This is a genomic window from Citrobacter sp. 506, assembly GCF_050434985.1.
GTDB lineage: Bacteria > Pseudomonadota > Gammaproteobacteria > Enterobacterales > Enterobacteriaceae > Citrobacter > Citrobacter braakii.
Map to the genome: position 1 here is coordinate 1941501 of NZ_JBNDJN010000001.1, position 18299 is coordinate 1959799.

Here is an 18299-nt window from a genome sequence, read left to right on the forward strand (position 1 = left end):
ACTTTCCTATAGTCAGCACAAACGGAGGCTGCCATGCATGCACGTGCATCACGCGAGACAGACCAACAATACCGGGCGCTACGCCCCCGGCTGCTGATGTGTATGGTGATTGGGTACGCCGCGTTTTATCTGACGCGCAAAAGTGTTAACTACGTCCTCCCGGCGCTGCAAACGGATCTGAGTCTGGATAAAGGCGATATCGGCCTGCTGGGATCGCTGTTTTATCTGACCTATGGCCTGTCAAAATTCACCGCCGGGCTATGGCACGACAGCCACGGACAGCGCGCGTTTATGGGCATTGGCCTGTTTGCCACCGGCGTTTTAAACGTGCTGTTCGCCTTTGGTGAATCGCTGACGCTGCTCCTGGTGGTCTGGACGCTGAACGGATTTTTTCAGGGCTGGGGCTGGCCGCCCTGCGCCCGACTATTGACCCACTGGTACTCGCGCAACGAACGCGGCTTCTGGTGGGGCTGCTGGAATATGTCGATCAACATCGGTGGGGCCATCATCCCGCTGATTAGCGTCTTTGCCGCCCACTGGTGGGGTTGGCAGGCAGCCATGCTGGCTCCGGGGATAATCAGCATGGCGTTAGGCATCGGGCTCACCCTGCAACTGAAAGGCACGCCCCGGGAAGAAGGCTTACCCACGGTTGGGGAATGGCGGCAAGACCCGCTGGAGTTGCGTCAGGAGCAGCAAAGCCCGCCGATGGGACTGTGGCAAATGTTACGCACCACCATGCTGAAGAACCCGATGATCTGGCTACTCGGTGTGTCATATGTGTTGGTCTATTTGATCCGCATTGCGCTCAACGACTGGGGCAACATCTGGCTGACGGAAAGCCACGGTGTGAACCTGCTCAGCGCCAATGCCACGGTAATGCTGTTTGAAGTCGGTGGCTTGCTGGGGGCGCTGTTTGCCGGATGGGGTTCGGATCTGCTGTTCAGCGGTCAGCGTGCGCCAATGATTTTGCTGTTCACACTGGGGCTGATGGTCTCCGTCGCCGCGCTGTGGCTGGCACCGGTGCACCACTACGCGCTACTGGCAGTGTGTTTCTTTACCGTGGGCTTTTTTGTGTTTGGCCCACAGATGCTAATTGGCCTCGCGGCCGTGGAATGCGGACATAAAGCGGCAGCAGGTTCAATTACTGGTTTTCTCGGGCTATTCGCCTATCTGGGGGCCGCGCTGGCGGGTTGGCCGCTGTCGCTGGTCATAGAACACTACGGCTGGTCGGGAATGTTCAGTTTGCTCTCGGTTGCCGCTGTCTTTATGGGTTTATTGCTGATGCCATTGCTCATTGCTGGCATTCCCCCTTCTCTCAGTCAAAGGATAAAACAATGAAACTGACGCTTACCTCTACCCTAATTGCCTCCGCTCTGACGCTGGCAGCCTTCAGCAGTACTGCTCAGGCGCAGGGTCGTCTGGTGGTGTATTGCAGCGCTACCAACGAAATGTGCGAAACCGAAACCAAAGCCTTCGGTGAAAAATATGATGTGAAGACTTCATTCATTCGCAACGGCTCAGGCAGTACGCTGGCGAAAGTGGATGCCGAGAAGAAAAACCCGCAAGCGGATGTCTGGTACGGCGGTACGCTGGATCCACAGTCTCAGGCCGGTGAAATGGGCTTGCTGCAGCCGTATAAATCACCAAACCTCGAACAAATCATGGAGAAGTTCCGCGATCCGGCAAAAGTGAAGGGCAACCTATCCTCGGCGGTTTATGTCGGTATTCTGGGCTTTGGCGTCAATACCCAGCGCCTGAAAGAGAAAAACCTACCGGTGCCAAAATGCTGGAAGGATCTGACCAAACCGGAATACAAAGGCGAAATCCAGATTGCTGATCCGCAAAGCTCCGGTACCGCCTATACCGCACTGGCGACCTTTGCCCAACTGTGGGGGGAAGATCAGGCCTTTGACTACCTGAAACAGCTCAACGCCAACGTCTCCCAGTACACCAAATCCGGCATTGCCCCGGCGCGTAACGCCGCCCGTGGCGAAACGGCTATCGGCATCGGTTTCTTGCACGACTACTCACTGGAAAAAGAACAGGGCGCACCGCTGGAACTTGTCTCACCGTGCGAAGGTACCGGTTATGAAATCGGCGGTGTCAGCATCCTGAAAGGCGCGCGCAACCTAGATAACGCCAAACTGTTCGTTGACTGGGTACTGTCGAAAGACGCGCAGGAGCTGGCGTGGAAGAAAGGTAAATCCTATCAGATCCTGACCAACACCACCGCCGAGACGTCCCCTAACTCGCTGAAGCTCGACGACCTGAAGCTTATCAATTACGACATGGATAAGTACGGCTCGACCGACGTGCGTAAAGCCCTGATCAATAAGTGGGTCAGCGAAGTGAAGATGGGTAAATAACCCCAGATTTGCGTTCATTTGCCGGATACGGCCTCAACGCCATATCCGGCCTGAAATACCGGAACCGCTATGTCACACACACTTGCACTCCATCCCGTGAAAAAACGGGATGCGATATTTCTTTGGATTTTACTCGGCTGGCTGGCGTTTGCCCTGCTGCCGAGCTGGAGCCTGGACTACGGTCTGCTGGAATCGACGCGTGAAGAAATTCTCGCCGCCTACGGCTGGTCACAGTTCAATATCAGTTGGCTCTGGTATCTGCTGCCAAGCCTGCTGCTGGTGCGCCCGTTCCATGAAGCCAGACGCGAACAGCGCAGCCGCCATTATTTTGACGCGGGCTGGGCGTTTTTCTGTATGGCGTTTATCGTCGCCAGCGCGACTATTGAGGGACGCGGCTTAGGCTATGCCACCATCGTGCTGTTTGTGGCACTTGGCGCGATCATGACCCTGGCGCTCACCCGTCTGGAATGGCTGGGCGGCGACCGTTTCGTCATCGGCTCGCTCACCGCGATTGTCGCGCTGATCGGTATTTTTATCGTCTGGCCAAGTATCGCTATTTTCATTCCGATGTTCACCAACGACGCCGGAGAATTTGCTCCGCTGGCGTTTATGAATGTGCTGTCGCAGGCGCATATCATTCAGGTGATCCTCAACTCGATTATGCTGTCGATTGCCGTCGGCGTCGGCTGTACCTTCTTTGGCCTGGTGCTGGCTATCTACACCACCCGTATTGCGAAACGCAGCGCCATTATCGGACGTATTTTCTCGATTCTGCCGATCGTCACCCCGCCGTTTGTTGTGGGTTTAGGCGTAACGCTGATGATGGGACGCTCCGGTTACATCACCGAATTTATGGTCGAATGGTTTGGTTTGACCAACACCAACTGGCTGTACGGTTTTACCGGCATCTGGCTGGCGCAGGTGCTGGCCTTCACTCCGATGGCGTTTATGATCCTCGACGGGGCGATCAAAACCATTCATCCGTCGCTGGAGGAGGCGTCATACACCCTGCGCGCCAGCCGCTGGCAAACCTTTAACGGCGTGTTTGTCCCGCTGCTAAAACCGGCACTGGCAAACGCCTTTTTAATTGTGGTGGTGCAGTCGCTGGCCGACTTCAGTAACCCGCTGGTGCTTGGCGGTAACTTCGACGTGCTGGCAACGCAAATCTACTTCTACATCACCGGTTCCCAGCTCGACTACCAGGCCGCCAGTACGCTGGGTGCCTTCCTGTTGCTGTTCTCGCTGCTGGTGTTCTGCGTGCAGTACATGTGGATTGGTAAACGCTCGTACGTCACCGTTTCCGGTAAATCCTATCGGGGCGACGTGCAGCCGCTGCCGGTAACGCTGGTATGGAGCGTGGTCGCGCTGCTGGCGGTGTGGATTGCCTTTAACGCCCTGCTCTACGGCAGCATTTTCTACGGCAGTTTCACCGTAAACTGGGGCGTGGACTACACCCTGACGCTGGCGAACTTTACCAAACTGTTCGGTCAGGGAATGAGCGACGGCGCGTGGCCTTCACTGCTCGACACCCTGCTCTACGCCGGGATTGCCGCGCCGATCACCGCTATCTTCGGCCTGCTGATCGCATGGGTTGTGGTGCGTCAGCAGTTTAAAGGCAAAAAGACTATCGAGTTCACCACTATGCTGTGCTTTGCCGTTCCGGGCACCGTAGCGGGCGTGTCGTACATTCTGGCCTTTAACAGCGCCCCGGTATACCTCACCGGCACCGCCGCCATCGTGATTATCTCAATGGTGATGCGTAACGTCCCGGTCGGTATCCGGGCGGGCATTGCGGGCTTAGGCCAAATCGATAAATCGCTGGATGAAGCCTCGCTCAGTCTGCGCGCCGGTTCCCTGCGCACCATTACGCATATCCTGTTGCCGCTGCTGCGCCCGGCGATCCTCTCAGCGCTGATCTACAGCTTTGTGCGCGCCATTACCACCGTCAGCGCCATTGTGTTCCTCGTCACGCCGGATACCCGCGTGGCCACGGCCTACATCCTGAACCGCGTAGAAGACGGCGAATACGGCGTGGCGATTGCCTACGGTTCCATTTTGATCGTGGTGATGCTGGCGATTATTTTCATCTTTGACTGGCTGATCGGTGAATCACGTACCTCCCGTTCAAAAGCCAAAAACCAGGCGTAATGGAGCGCACTATGACTCAGAAAAATTTCGTTGAACTGCGCAACGTCACTAAACGATTTGGCAGCAACACGGTTATCGACAATATCAATCTCACCATTCCGCAGGGGCAAATGGTAACGCTGCTCGGCCCGTCCGGCTGCGGTAAAACCACCATCTTGCGTCTGGTTGCCGGGCTGGAAAAACCGAGCGAAGGACAAATTTTCATTGATGGCGAAGACGTTACCCATCGTTCTATTCAGCAGCGCGATATCTGTATGGTGTTTCAGTCATATGCCCTGTTCCCGCACATGTCGTTAGGGGAGAACGTCGGTTATGGCCTGAAGATGCTCGGCGTGTCGCGCGCGGAGGTGAAAACCCGCGTCAAAGAGGCGCTGGCGATGGTGGATCTGGAGGGATTTGAAGACCGCTTTGTCGATCAGATCTCCGGCGGTCAGCAGCAGCGCGTGGCGCTGGCCCGTGCGTTGATCCTCAAACCGAAAGTGCTGCTGTTTGATGAGCCGTTAAGTAACCTGGACGCCAACCTGCGTCGCAGCATGCGCGACAAAATCCGCGAGCTGCAAAAGCAGTTTGATATCACCTCGCTGTACGTCACCCACGATCAAAGCGAAGCCTTTGCGGTTTCCGATACCGTACTGGTGATGAACAAGGGACACATCATGCAGATCGGCTCGCCGCAGGATCTCTATCGCCAGCCCGCCTCCCGCTTTATGGCGAGCTTTATGGGCGATGCCAACCTGTTCCCGGCCACCTTCAGCGACAGATACGTTGATATCTACGGCTATCATCTGCCGCGCCCACTGCACTTTAGCGATCAAGGCGAGGGCATGGTAGGCGTGCGCCCGGAAGCGATCACGCTCAGCGACCGCGGCGAAGAGAGCCAACGCTGCGTGATCCGCCACGTCGCGTATATGGGCCCCCAATATGAGGTCACGGTGGAGTGGCACGGACAGGAGATTTTATTGCAGGTCAACGCTACGCGTCTGCAGCCGGACGTCGGCGAGCAGTATTATCTCGAAATCCATCCGTACGGCATGTTTGTGCTGGCGGATGCGGCATAAAGTGTTACCCATGTTTCCGGTTCATACCGTATCGCCATCTGGCAAAAAATGCCCGATGGCGGCTTACGTCTTATCGGGCCTGGGCCTGAACTTTTAACGCGGCAATATCCGCAGGCGTGGTGCGACAGCACCCGCCAATCAATCGTGCGCCAGCGGCCTGCCACTGTGGCAGATAATCCGCCAGTTGCGCACAAGACTCACCGTGATGATGCCAGGTTTTGCTCGCGGCATCGTACTGCTCGCCCGAATTCGGATACACCACCAGCGGCAGCGCCGTTAAGCCGTGTAAATGCTGCAACGCAGCGGTGGTGTTTTCCAGCGCAATGCAGTTAATACCTAACGCCACCACCTGCGGATAATCCGCCAGCAACGCGACCACGTCACGCAGCGGCGTACCGTCGCTCAGGTGCTCGCTGTCACGCAGAGTAAATGAGAACCAGGCTCGTGCACGCGGGTACGCGGTCAACAGCTCAGCCAGTGCGCCAATCTCGACAAAATTCGGCAAGGTTTCGCAGGCCAGCAGATCGGCCCCGGCATCCAGCAATGCTTCCACGCGCGGGCGATGAAACGCCTGGAATGCCTCGGCGCTGCGCTGGTAATCGCCACGGTATTCAGAGCCGTCCGCCAGATACGCGCCGTAAGGTCCGACAGATCCCGCCACCAGCAGCGTGCCCGCTTGCGGGTTCTCTGCCAGATACGCTTCACGCGCTTTACGCGCCAGCTCCACGCTTTTGCCAATCAGCGCTTTCGACTGCGCTTCATCCAAACCACGCGCGGCAAAGCCCGCCGGTGTCGCCTGATAGCTGGCGGTGATCGCGCATTGCGCCCCCGCCCGGTAATAATCAAGATGCACTTCGCGGATAAGCTCCGGGTTTTCTACCAGCACTTTGGCTGACCACAGGCTGTCGGCTAAGTTACACCCTCGCGCTTCCAGCTCCGTCGCCATCGCGCCATCCAGTAACAGGACATCCTGTTTCTCAAGGAGAGCGCGTAACGGATTATTCTGCGACATGTTCTGGCTCCTGTTTTGCGTTACGGGGTTGAGTAAGGAAATATGCACCATAGCACAACGCAACAAACGGTAACCCGCACCACAACGCAATTCTCTGCGCTGGATCGAATGCCAGTCCCACACAGGCCACCAGGCACAGCACAAATCCCAATACCGGCACCAGCGGATACCACGGCGCACGATAATGTAATGCACTCAATGCCTTACCCTGTTGCAGATGACGGCGGCGAAAAACAAAGTGCGAGGCGCAGATGCTCAGCCACACAGCCACCACCGCAAACCCGGAGATTGCCGACAGCACGACAAATACCGTATCCGGGGCCACCACGCTGGAAAACAGCGCCAGTACGCCGCCGAGCATACTGACCGACAGCGCCGTCAGCGGCACGCCGTTTTTCGTTACTCGCGCAAAACAGGCTGGCAGCGTACGTTCATTCGACAGCGACCAGAGCATGCGCCCGGAGGCATACAGCCCGGAGTTCGCCGCAGAAAGAATGGCTGTCAGGATCACGAAGTTAAAAATATCGGCGGCGTACGGAATACCTACCTTCTCAAACACCAGCACAAACGGGCTTTTCTCCACGCCCGCCTGCTGCATCGGGATCAGCGCCGCCAGCACAAACACGGTGCCGATAAAGAAAATAATCAGTCGCGCGATGGTGGTACGAATCGCCACCGGGATCACCTTGCGCGGATTTTCCGTTTCACCGGCGGCAATACCGATAAGCTCCGTTCCCGAAAAAGCAAAGTTCACCGCCACCATAGTCATCAGGATCGGTAAGCCACCATGCGGGAACCAACCTTCCGCTGTGATATTACTCAGCCCCGGCGCGGGCGAGCCATCCTGCATCGGGATAAAGCCAAAAATCGCCGCCCCGCCGAGGATAATAAAGGCGATGATAGTGACCACTTTCACCAGTGAGAACCAGAACTCCCCTTCGGCAAAAAAGCGCGTGGAGATAACATTCAGGCCAAAAATAATCACACAGAACACCACGCACCAGACCCATACTGGCACCAACGGAAACCAGTACTGCATACAGAATCCGGCAGCGGTAAAGCTCGAACCAAGCGCCACGGTCCAGGTCAGCCAGTAGAGCCAGGCCACGGTATACCCCGTCGCCGGGCCGAGATAGCGCGCGGCATAGACGTGAAACGCCCCGGTCTCCGGCATCGCGACCGACAGCTCGCCCAGACACTGCATAACCAGCCAGACCACCAGCGCGCCAATCAGATAGGCCAGTAGCGTTCCCGCGGCCCCGGTAGTGGAGATGATGTAGCCGGTATTGAAGAATAACCCTGTGCCAATCACGCCGCCTAAGGAGAGCATAATCAGGTGACGCGTTTTCATCGTGCGCTTCAGTGGCGCATTTTGTTGTGTTGTTTGCATATAACCTTCTAAACGTATGGACATCTAAACATCCAAAGAAGGTGTGTTATACCGCGTTTGTTAACACAATGCAAAGTCAACCCTGCACCAGACGCAGATGACCGCGACGGGCGCTTAATATCGGGTGGGGGTTAATTATCAAATATAAAAAGGGCCGCCAGCTCATAACGCCTCCGTTGCCAGGCTTTACATAAACTCTGGCAACGTCATCGCCGGCTGGCGTTCACCCGGAAGTGGGAACCGTATCTCCCCACTCATACAACCGAACGATTGTTTATGAGCCACTGGTCGGGATCGGCATCTGCGATTTACGGCTCATCAGGAAAAATACCGCCAGCCCTGCCAGTAAAATGCCCGGCGCAGAAGCTGCCATCACGCCTACCGTTCCAGTGCCGAGCGCTAACATTTTTCCTGCCAGCAGCGGGCCGCTCATCGCCCCCAGACGCCCAACGGCGACGGCGGTACCCACGCCTGTCGCGCGGATCTGCGTACTGTAAAACAGCGGAGCCAGCGCATACAGCACGCTTTGTCCTCCAGTGGCAAACATCCCCGCCACAAATCCGGCCATCAGCATACCGCTCAATGACGACACCGTCCCCAGCGCCAGCAACGAAGCCAACATCCCGGTGTAGATCAGAAGCGACATGACCACCGGGCGCAGTTTGTCCATTAACGCCCCGAGAATTAACGTGCCGCTGGCCGCACCGATTTGCAGAGCAAACATCACGCCAGCCGCCTGCGAGGGCTGAAAGCCCTGCTCCACCAGCAGCATCGGCAGCCAGTTGATCAGCATATACACCACCAGCAGGGTGAAGAAATAGCATAGCCACAGCAGCAGCGTGGCTGTCGCGGTAGCAGGTGCGAACAGGGCGCGCAACGGCGCGGCGGCCACCTGCGTTTGCTGGGCATAAACCTGTGATTCTGGCAGCCAGCGCATCAACAACGGCACCAGCAGCAGCGGGATCACTCCGCCAACCCAGAACACCGTTTGCCAGGCGGCGGCCAGACCGCTAAACCCGAGCGCCGCCGCTAACGCCGCGCCAATCGGCACGCCACAGTACATCAGGCTCACCGCCGTACCGCGAAAACGCGGGCCCGCCGCTTCGGAGGTCAGCGCGATCAGATTCGGCAACGCCGCGCCCAACCCGACGCCGGTCATCAGACGGGCAAACACCAGCGACGAGAAATCCCAGGAAATCGCCGTCGCCAGCGAGAACAGGCCGAACAGCGCCACGGAGGCAATAAGAATGCGCTTGCGCCCATAGCGATCGGCCAGCATGCCGCCCACCAGCGCGCCGGGCAGCAGCCCGAGAATGCCCGCACTGAAGAACCAGCCCATCTGCATTTTATCCAGCGCAAACGCCTGGGCGATACCGACGGCAGCGATCCCGGCGGCCTGTAGATCCAGCCCTTCCATCAGGGCGACTAAAAAGCAAAGCCCGACGGTCAACGTCAGGCGGTAAGATGTGGGGGTACGGGTAGTCATAAGATGTACCTCTGAGGTCACGATGCAGGTGAGTCGCGGCTGATACGTTGCCAGCCGCGTAATCATTTTTATTTGCTATTGCGCAGATCCAGCGCCACGTCGACGATCATATCTTCCTGGCCGCCCACCATTCGGCGTTTGCCCAGTTCAACCAGAATATCGACCGCGCTCAGGCCATAACGCGCCGCCGCCACTTCGCAGTGACGCAAGAAGCTGGAGTACACCCCGGCATAGCCCAGTGCCAGCGTTTCGCGATCCACCCGCACCGGACGGTCCTGCAATGGACGCACCAGATCGTCGGCGGCGTCCATCAGCGCATACAGATCGGTGCCGTGCTGCCAACCGAGCTTATCCGCAGCGGCGATAAACACTTCCAGCGGCGCGTTGCCCGCGCCAGCGCCCATACCCGCCAGGCTGGCGTCGATACGGTCGCAGCCCTCTTCCACCGCGGCAATCGAGTTCGCCACGCCGAGGCTCAGGTTGTGATGCGCATGCATTCCGGTTTCTGTCTCCGGCTTCAGCACCGCTTTCAGGGCGCGGAAGCGGGCGTGAATATCGCTCATATTCATCGCCCCGCCGGAATCGACCACGTAGATACAAGTCGCGCCGTAGTTTTCCATCAGCTTCGCCTGCTGCGCCAGATTCTCCGGCGTGGTCATATGGCTCATCATCAGAAAGCCGACGGTATCCATGCCAAGCTCACGCGCGTACTGAATATGCTGGGCCGACACGTCCGCTTCGGTGCAGTGGGTCGCCACGCGCACCACTCGCGCGCCGGCCTGATACGCGTTTTTCAGGTCATGAAGAGTGCCGATGCCCGGCAGCAACAGCGTGGCGATCTTTGCGTGTTTGACCACGTCTGCTGCCGCTTCGATCCACTCGAGGTCGCTGTGCGCGCCAAAGCCGTAGTTAAAGCTGGAACCTTGTAAACCGTCGCCGTGGGCCACCTCAATGGAATCAACCCGCGCATCGTCCAGCGCTTTGGCAATCTGGCGCACGTTTTCCAGCGAATACTGGTGACGAATCGCATGCATACCGTCGCGCAGGGTCACGTCAGAGATATAGAGTTTTTTACCGTTCATGCTGCTTCTCCTGCCTGACGGGTGAGTGACTGCGCCATCTGCTCACCGGTCGCCAGCGCGCTGGAAGTCATAATGTCGAGGTTGCCCGCATAGGCGGGTAAATAGTGCGCCGCACCTTCCACTTCCAGATACACCGCGGTTTTCAGCCCGGAAAACTGACCAATACCCGGCAGATTCACCGGTTTATCCTCCGGGATGACTTCAAACTGGACGCGCTGTTTCAGGCGATAGCCTGGCACATACGCCTGCACCGCCGCCGCCATGTCATTAATCGACGCTTCAACTTCAAGCTGGGAGGCCGCTTCGCTCAACACATACACCGTGTCGCGCATCATCAGCGGCGGCTCAGCCGGGTTAAGTACGATAATGGCTTTGCCTTTGGCCGCGCCCCCCACCACTTCAATCGCCTTCGAGGTGGTTTCGGTAAACTCGTCGATATTGGCGCGGGTGCCCGGTCCCGCAGATTTACTGGCGATCGAGGCGATAATTTCGGCGTAATGAACTTTTGCCACGCGAGAAACCGCCGCCACCATCGGAATGGTCGCCTGCCCGCCGCAGGTCACCATATTGACGTTCTGTTGGTCAACGTTAGCCTCCAGGTTCACCACCGGGACGCAGTACGGGCCGATCGCTGCGGGCGTCAGGTCGATCAGACGGATCCCCGGTTTTACGGCGCGCAGCGCGGCGTCATTTTTCACGTGCGCGCCCGCGCTGGTGGCATCAAACACGATGTCGATGTCAGCGAATTCTGGCATCGCAAGAAGCCCCGTCACCCCTTCATGGGTGGTGGCAACGCCCATACGCCGGGCGCGTGCCAGACCGTCGGATTGCGGATCAATCCCCACCATCACCGCCATCTCCAGACGTACGCCGTGACGCAGAATTTTAATCATCAAATCGGTGCCGATGTTGCCAGAGCCGATAATGGCGACTTTACGCTTACTCATGACTGACTTCCTTTTGTAACCGCCGCTGAAAAGGTGGCGGCAACTGAACCAATACCGTCGATATGGGCTTCGAAACGATCGCCCGCATTCACCGCCACCATCGGGCCTAACGCCCCGGTGAGAATAATGTCCCCGGCACGCAGCGGCTCGCCGAGGCTGGCCATTTTGCGCGCCAGCCACACGGCGGCGTTGATCGGATGTCCCAGACATTCGCTACCGCGCCCGCTGGAAACCTCTTCGTTATTGCGCGTCATTTTCATCGCGCAGTTTTTCAGATCTAATCCTGCCGGACGTTGTGCCGGACCGCCGACCACATACACGCCACAGGAGGCGTTATCCGCCACGGTATCAACAAACTTGATCGACCAGTCGCGAATACGGCTGCCGACCACTTCCAGCGCGGGTAGCACCCACTCGATGGCGTTGTACAGCTCGTCAAAGGTGGTATCGGCATTGGGCAGATCGCGGTTCAGCACCAGCGCAATCTCCGCTTCAATACGCGGTTGTAGCACGCGGGCAAACGCAATGGTGTCGTTGTCGCCGTAGCACATATCGGCGAACAGCGTGCCGAAGTCCGGCTGATCGACGCCCAGCTGCTGTTGCACTTTCGGGTGCGTCAGTCCCACTTTGCGCCCGACGACGCGACGCCCTCGCGCCACGTCATACTGCACATTGATACGCTGAATGGCGTAGGCCGCTTCGGCGTTATCCACGCCGATCAGTTCACGCAGCGGGGCGATAGCGTCCCCTTTTTCCTCAGCCTGACGTAAATCGGCGGCTAACTGCTCAAGATTAAGATTCGTCATGTCCGTTCCTTAAGGGCGTGCGAGGAAGTTCAGCACCAGTTGGTTAAAAGCATCCGCATGTTCCCACTGTGCCCAGTGCCCGCAGTCGCGGTAGATGTGCAGCTCAGAACCGGCAATCCCGGAGAGCAGGCGCAGGCCGGCGTCCATCGGCACAAAGCGGTCGTTGCGTCCCCAGACAATCAGGGTCTGGGCTTTGATTTCCCCCAGGCGCGGGCTGAAATCCGGAAACTGTTTCGGGTTGGCTTCAAGGCTGTGGACAAAGTTTTCCAGGTGATCGCGACGCGACAGCATGTTATTCAGACGCGCCTCAAACAGCGCCTCGGTCAGGTCGCTGGTGTCGAAGACAAAGATCTCCATCATCAGCTTCAGGTTCTCAATGGTCGGTTCGCGGTACAGCTGATTCAGGCGCTTGATGCCTTCGGTCGGCATCGGGGTAAACAGGCTCATGCCCCCCGTCCCGCCGCCCATCAGCACCAGCTTGCCCACACGCTCCGGCCAGCTCAGGGTGAACGCCACGGCACTGTGGCCCCCCATCGAGTTGCCCAGCAGATGGATTTTCTGAATATCCAACTGATCGACCACGCTTTTCAGGATGCGAGCATTAAGATCGGATCGCGAACCGCGATTAACGATGCCATCGCTTTTGCCCCAGCCAGGACAATCCAGCAGGATCACCCGGTATCCAGCCTCCACCAGCGGATCGATATTGCGGCTGAAGTTCGCCCAGCCCGTCGCACCCGGACCAGATCCATGCAACAGCACGACAGTCTCTTCGCCCTGCCCACAGTCATTGAAATGCACGCGCAGCGTTTCGCCTGCTTCCTGCACCTGCAGAAAACGACTGGTTGCGGCTTCGGTTTGCGGTTGGTAAGTCATGATGTTCTCCTGCATATTCAGTTCTGTTTCAGTTCTGTTTCAGTTCTGTGTGGTGGCGCTCAGGGAGCCGAATCCAGCGATCCACTCTGGGATCGGGCGGTAATAACGGCCTTCGCTGCGCCAGTTGCCAAAGGCAGAAATTGCGGCGAAGGCAGCAACCCAGGTTTTAACTTCGTGCGTTGATTTGCCCGCCATCGCGGACAGTTCTTCGTTACTGACCGCGTCCAGCTCCTGCAAACGTCCCTGTTCAAGCAGCGTCATAAAGCGGTTATCCCAGACAGGGTTAAGCGGATGCAGCGTGTTTTGATCGGCCACAAACTTCTCGGCGGCGCTGATCACCCGCTGCTGGCGCAGCTCGCGCTCGTTTTCAGGCAGTTGTTTGCCGCTGCCGAGCAGGCGGTCGCGCATATGGGCATCAGCCTTCGCCAGCTCCGGGACCGGCGGCTGATGTGACAGGCCACCGGAGCCTAAAAACAGCACACGCTGATTCAGCGAGCTGGCGAATCGGCCAATCGCTTCACCGAGCATGCGGGTACGCTGAAAGCCCGGCAGCGGCGTGGCGACGCCGTTAATAAACACCGGCAGCACCGGCACGTTATCCAGACCGCCGAGCAAAAACTCCAGCGGCTGCGCGAAGCCGTGATCGACCTGCATGTTGTAGGACACGGCGAGATCGATGCCGCTTTTCATTACCGCGTGGGCGCAGGCTTCAGCGAGATCTGTCGGCACCGGCAGTTCCCCCGCCGCGCTACCGAAATCGCCGATCGCCGTAGCGCCTACGCCTAAACAGAACGGCGGCATCACGTCGTAGAAAAATCCGTTGTAGTGATCGGGGGCAAACAGCACCACCAGTTCAGGGTCGAACGCCGCAATACGTGCCCGGGCGCTGGCGATCACACCGTTAACCTCGTCGAGCACGGCCTGCGCCGGGTCGACGTAACCCACCAGCGGCGAGTGGGAAAGACAGTGAAGATAAGCGTGCATATCAGGCCACCTTTTCAGCGGGAATGTGGGCATTAACGCGGGTGAGCGTCATCACCGACGCCAGTTTATTCAGGGTACTGCCCAGGGTTTGCGGAATGGCGATGGCGGCCACAAAGCGGTCCGGGCGTATCACCACCAGCGCGGCGTTGTGCTGGGCAAACCACGTGCGCAGGCGGTTTTGCGTATCGCCAATGCGGGTAACGCCGTCGTGGTTATCCTGATCGGTTTGTATCTGTGTATCCGGCACCACCTGGATAAACTGCGTCCCCAGCGCCTGCCACTGTTGGATCTGCGCCTCGCTCATGCCCCACAGCGGGTTACAGCCCCAACCGATCACCGCGAAATTCGGCCCGATGACGTTGTCGAGCAGCGTCACTTCACCTGATTCCAGCGTTACCTTCGGCTGGATAAACATCTTGCCAACGGGAGAGGTTTTCACGTCGCCTTCACGCACCAGCGCCCCGGCGTGGTACTGCGGCATCGGCTTAAAGCGCATTTCAAGGAAGTAGCGTTTGACCGGCGGAATGTAGTTCAGCAGCCAGGAAACCCCGTCGCGCACCGCGCCGTGCCAGCGTTTCGGCGGCGCAAGTACGTTGCCTGCGGTCACCGAGAGATCGATCATCGCTTTGGCGTGGTCGCGGCGTTCCTGCTGGTAGGAATCCAACAGCGCATCACCGGCTTTACCCTCAATCACCAGCGCCAGTTTCCACGCCAGATTGAAGGCATCGCGCATGCCGCTGTTGTAACCCTGCCCCTGCCAGACCGGCATAATGTGCGCCGCATCGCCCGCCAGCAGCACGCGGTCAATGCGAAAACGTTCGGCCAGACGTGCGTTATGGGTATATACGCGCTGGCGGATCAGCTCGACGTTGTCCGGGTTCGGCAGCACTTTGCTCAAAAGCTGGCGCATATTCTGCGGTTCGCTGAGCTGCGCTTCGGTTTCCCCTGGCATTACCATAAATTCAAAGCGGCGCACCGCGTGCGGCAGCGCGGCGGAGACATACGGGCGCACCGGATCGCAGCACAGATACACATGCGGCGTGCTGAGCGGATCGTTAGCAATATCCACCACAATCCACTGATTCGGCGCGGTTTTGCCTTCAAATGGCACATTCAGCGAACGTCTGACGTTGCTGGCCCCACCGTCGCAGGCCACCAGCCACTGAGCTTTCACCGTTTCACGCTGGCCATCCGGCGCTTTCAGGTTCAACGTCACTTCACCATTTTGCTGGCTGAAGGCTTCCAGTTCGCGGGAGAACAGGCAGCGCACGTTGGGAAAACGCGACAGCCCTTCCAGCATCACCGCGTCCACCTGCGGCTGAATAAACGCGTTGCGGCGCGACCAGCCAAATTCGTCAGTCATCGGCTGGATATCAGCAAAACAGCGCCCTTTCGGGGTGAGAAAGCGCATCGCATGCCACGGCGTGGTGTGCGGCAGAACATTTTCGACCAGACCGACGGACTGCATGGTGCGCAGCGCTTCATCGTCAATGCCGATGGCGCGAGGATAGTCGATAAGGGTATCGAGCTTCTCCACCACCAGCACCTCAATGCCCATCTGGCCAAGATAGTTCGCCATCATCAGCCCTACCGGACCGGCTCCGGCAATCGCTACCTGCACGGTGTGCTGCACAGCGGGTTGGATATCTGGATTTATTGTTGTCATTTCAGAACCTCACTACTCGGACAAAATGCAATTGCAGACCCTGGTGAGGCGCAATTGTTTTTTTTGTTAAAAGAATGTGAATAATTTTTTATTGTGCGGTCAGTATAGAAGTGAGTTTTTGCGCTACAATCAAAACATGCCTGGATGTGCACTAAGTGCACAACGTTGTTTTAACTGCAGATTTGTCAATAAATATGAAAAGTGACGACGGTACCGAATACAAAACCGTGCGCGGGTTAACGCGCGGACTAATGTTATTAAATATGTTAAATCGTCTCGACGGCGGGGCCAGTGTTGGCCTGCTGGCAGAGCTGAGCGGCCTGCACCGCACCACGGTCAGGCGACTACTGGAAACCCTGCAGGATGAGGGTTACGTCCGGCGCAGTCTGTCCGATGACAGCTTTCGCTTAACCATTAAGGTCCGTCAGCTCAGTGAGGGATTTCGTGACGAGCAGTGGATTTCTGCGCTCGCCGCCCCGCTGTTGGGAGATTTGCTGCGCGAGGTCATCTGGCCGACCGACGTTTCCACGCTGGATGTGGACGCGATGGTGGTGCGTGAAACCACCCATCGCTTCAGCCGCCTGTCGTTTCATCGGGCGATGGTCGGGCGTCGTTTGCCGCTGCTGAAAACCGCATCCGGCCTGACCTGGCTGGCATTTAGCCCGGAGAATGAACGTCAGGAACTGATTGAAATGCTGGCTTCACGACCGGGAGATGAGTTCCAGTTGGCGCGCGAACCGCTGAAGCTCGACGCCATTTTGAGCCGTGCGCGCAAAGACGGTTTTGGCCAGAACTTTCGCGGTTGGGATCAGGAGGAGAAAATCGCCTCCATCGCCGTCCCCATTCGCAGTGAACAGCGGGTGATCGGCTGCCTGAATCTGGTGTATATGGCCAGCGCCATGACCATCGAACAGGCCGCAGAAAAACATCTTCCGGCCTTACAAAAGGTGGCGAAACAGATAGAGGACGGCGTTGAGTCGCAGGAGATTTTGGTTGCCGGGAGGTGAGATGGATCACAGTTAAGCGGATCATCGGATTAATAGCTGAGATAACTCACTCACCGACCGATATAACACTGTGGCGTCTTGCCCTAAATATATCTTCATCACATAGTGTGCATTCGTTTTCTGCCAGGAGGCTGCATGTTAAAGGTCATTGCCGAAGATTTCATCAAACCTGAGTATATTGAAACCGTTCTCCCTTGGTACCGTGAGCTAATATCGGCGACGAAGAAAGAACCGCAATGCATTGCTTATGACCTCTATATTGATGAAAAAGATCCGGGGCATTTTATTTTTATCGAAGAATGGCCAAACCACGCGGCTCTCGATGAACATTGTGCCAGTGAGCATTTCCGGCGACTTGTGCCGTTAATCGATCAATACACGCGCCAGGAAGCACGTTACATACTGATGGATGACGTGGTAATTCCAGGTGCCTCGTCAAAATAAAAAAACAGAATGGAATTTGCTATTTGGCTCTAATGGATATTTCCTTCTGACAAAAATACGCATAAAAAAACCGAAACCCCGCTTCTGAAAAGAGCAGGATTTCGGTTTTCATTCACTCTGAAGGGCTTCAGACCTTAAGCAGTTTCACCGTCTCGTCGATGTCGATTTCATCTTCCGAGAAGATCAGCGTCGTGCCCTGGAAGGTGGTGATGGCCAGCTTTTTCAGCGTGCGCATTTCACCAGGCTTCACGTCTGATTTCGGTCGGATGCTGTTCATCAGCACACCAACGGACAGCACCGCATTTTCTTTGTCGATACGAGTCTCAGCAGGGACTTCTTCGCTGTAGACCAGGTAAGACTTGATCGCCGTGAGCTTCAGACGCTCACCGGCGATATAGATGTATTTGCTGTCGGGTATGACTTTTACCGCGTAGGCAGATAAGCCTTTGTTGTTGGTGGTGGGCTCAAAGGTCACCGCCGCGTCTTTCTTGATCAGCTCAGGATTAGCAACCTTAATCACATGAAAATAGCGGTTGTCGCCGTTTTCATCTTTGATAAATCCAAAGCCTTTATCTTTAAACCACGTTGTGATTGTTCCGTTCATTGCTGTTTCCGCCTGATTAAACCTATTACTTGTAGAGTATACCTACTCAATTTGCGCGCAGTGTAAAACACAGGCCATGTCTTTGGCTACTCGTTACCCCAACGATTGAGGAACTCCGCGATATCATCGATACGCTGTGCGTCGACTCCGGCCTCGGTTGCCATCTCCTGCTGCGCTTCTTCGCTGATCTCTTCATTGTTCATCAAACGAGTGATCAACTGCTGGAAGTAGAGTGCCAGTGCGTCGCGTTCTGTATCGCTCACCGGCTTTGCAGCTTCAGTCGCGTATTCGTCGGCGATATCATAAAATTTTGGCGGAATGTCGTTGTTCATCGGGTGCTCCGGGGTAAATGCGTGTGCCAGCAGTTGCCTGCCGCGTCTGGTGTGAATGATAGCATTCTTATTTCATGGTTCGCGATCTGTT

17 protein-coding genes are annotated in these 18299 nt (G+C 57.1%); 6 read left to right on the forward strand and 11 right to left on the reverse strand.

Annotated features, from left to right (window positions below; all coding sequences use genetic code 11):
- Positions 1-33: 33 nt before the first annotated feature.
- From uhpC to fbpC, 4 genes are all read left to right on the forward strand, one after another.
- Complete coding sequence (gene uhpC / locus ABIE10_RS09505) at positions 34-1338, forward strand: MFS transporter family glucose-6-phosphate receptor UhpC (protein WP_429155396.1); 1305 nt, start codon at positions 34-36, stop codon at positions 1336-1338.
- Positions 1335-2366, forward strand: coding sequence for an ABC transporter substrate-binding protein (locus ABIE10_RS09510; RefSeq protein WP_047497856.1), 1032 nt, complete (start codon positions 1335-1337; stop codon positions 2364-2366). The genes uhpC and ABIE10_RS09510 overlap by 4 nt, the downstream gene beginning before the upstream one ends.
- A 69-nt stretch (positions 2367-2435) precedes the next feature.
- Positions 2436-4514 (forward strand): ABC transporter permease, encoded by a 2079-nt coding sequence (locus ABIE10_RS09515; RefSeq protein ID WP_019076131.1) that lies wholly within the window; start codon positions 2436-2438, stop codon positions 4512-4514.
- A gap of 11 nt (positions 4515-4525) precedes the next feature.
- Entirely contained in the window at positions 4526-5572 is a 1047-nt protein-coding gene (gene fbpC / locus ABIE10_RS09520; protein ID WP_046275613.1) for a ferric ABC transporter ATP-binding protein, read from the forward strand.
- 70 nt (positions 5573-5642) lie between these two features.
- Here fbpC and mmuM read toward each other — a convergent pair whose 3' ends face one another.
- From mmuM to ABIE10_RS09565, 9 genes are all read right to left on the reverse strand, one after another.
- Positions 5643-6584: a homocysteine S-methyltransferase gene (mmuM, locus tag ABIE10_RS09525; protein WP_016151980.1), complete on the reverse strand. Its 942-nt coding sequence runs from the start codon at positions 6582-6584 to the stop codon at positions 5643-5645.
- The gene (mmuP, locus tag ABIE10_RS09530) at positions 6571-7974 is read right to left on the reverse strand and encodes an S-methylmethionine permease (protein WP_429155399.1); all 1404 of its coding nucleotides are present in this window, start codon (positions 7972-7974) and stop codon (positions 6571-6573) included. Before mmuP ends, mmuM begins: the two co-directional genes overlap by 14 nt.
- A gap of 274 nt (positions 7975-8248) precedes the next feature.
- Complete coding sequence (mhpT, locus tag ABIE10_RS09535) at positions 8249-9460, reverse strand: 3-(3-hydroxy-phenyl)propionate transporter MhpT (RefSeq protein WP_429155401.1); 1212 nt, start codon at positions 9458-9460, stop codon at positions 8249-8251.
- A 68-nt stretch (positions 9461-9528) separates the two neighbouring features.
- Positions 9529-10542, reverse strand: a complete 1014-nt coding sequence (gene mhpE / locus ABIE10_RS09540) for a 4-hydroxy-2-oxovalerate aldolase (RefSeq protein ID WP_103765932.1) — start codon at positions 10540-10542, stop codon at positions 9529-9531.
- The gene (gene mhpF, locus ABIE10_RS09545) at positions 10539-11489 is read right to left on the reverse strand and encodes an acetaldehyde dehydrogenase (RefSeq protein ID WP_429155403.1); all 951 of its coding nucleotides are present in this window, start codon (positions 11487-11489) and stop codon (positions 10539-10541) included. The genes mhpE and mhpF overlap by 4 nt, the downstream gene beginning before the upstream one ends.
- Positions 11486-12295 carry a 2-keto-4-pentenoate hydratase gene (gene mhpD, locus ABIE10_RS09550; RefSeq protein ID WP_016151974.1) on the reverse strand — a complete coding sequence of 270 codons (810 nt, stop codon included), beginning with the start codon at positions 12293-12295 and terminating at the stop codon, positions 11486-11488. Before mhpD ends, mhpF begins: the two co-directional genes overlap by 4 nt.
- A 9-nt stretch (positions 12296-12304) precedes the next feature.
- Positions 12305-13171, reverse strand: a complete 867-nt coding sequence (mhpC, locus tag ABIE10_RS09555; RefSeq protein WP_016151973.1) for a 2-hydroxy-6-oxonona-2,4-dienedioate hydrolase — start codon at positions 13169-13171, stop codon at positions 12305-12307.
- 39 nt (positions 13172-13210) lie between these two features.
- Complete coding sequence (mhpB, locus tag ABIE10_RS09560; RefSeq protein WP_016151972.1) at positions 13211-14155, reverse strand: 2,3-dihydroxyphenylpropionate/2,3-dihydroxicinnamic acid 1,2-dioxygenase; 945 nt, start codon at positions 14153-14155, stop codon at positions 13211-13213.
- A gap of 1 nt (position 14156) precedes the next feature.
- The gene (locus ABIE10_RS09565) at positions 14157-15821 is read right to left on the reverse strand and encodes a bifunctional 3-(3-hydroxy-phenyl)propionate/3-hydroxycinnamic acid hydroxylase (RefSeq protein WP_103765931.1); all 1665 of its coding nucleotides are present in this window, start codon (positions 15819-15821) and stop codon (positions 14157-14159) included.
- Positions 15822-16015: 194 nt separating this feature from the next.
- Between ABIE10_RS09565 and ABIE10_RS09570 the strand changes: the two genes are divergently transcribed.
- Positions 16016-16828 carry a DNA-binding transcriptional regulator gene (locus ABIE10_RS09570; RefSeq protein WP_046275638.1) on the forward strand — a complete coding sequence of 271 codons (813 nt, stop codon included), beginning with the start codon at positions 16016-16018 and terminating at the stop codon, positions 16826-16828.
- A 135-nt stretch (positions 16829-16963) separates the two neighbouring features.
- Positions 16964-17272, forward strand: coding sequence for a putative quinol monooxygenase (locus tag ABIE10_RS09575; protein ID WP_046275619.1), 309 nt, complete (start codon positions 16964-16966; stop codon positions 17270-17272).
- A gap of 127 nt (positions 17273-17399) precedes the next feature.
- On the opposite strand, the gene ABIE10_RS09580 is transcribed toward ABIE10_RS09575, so the two are convergent.
- Positions 17400-17876: a cold-shock protein gene (locus tag ABIE10_RS09580; RefSeq protein WP_016151966.1), complete on the reverse strand. Its 477-nt coding sequence runs from the start codon at positions 17874-17876 to the stop codon at positions 17400-17402.
- Between the two features lie 86 nt (positions 17877-17962).
- Complete coding sequence (locus tag ABIE10_RS09585; RefSeq protein ID WP_429155407.1) at positions 17963-18208, reverse strand: DUF2543 family protein; 246 nt, start codon at positions 18206-18208, stop codon at positions 17963-17965.
- Between the last annotated feature and the right edge of the window lie 91 nt (positions 18209-18299).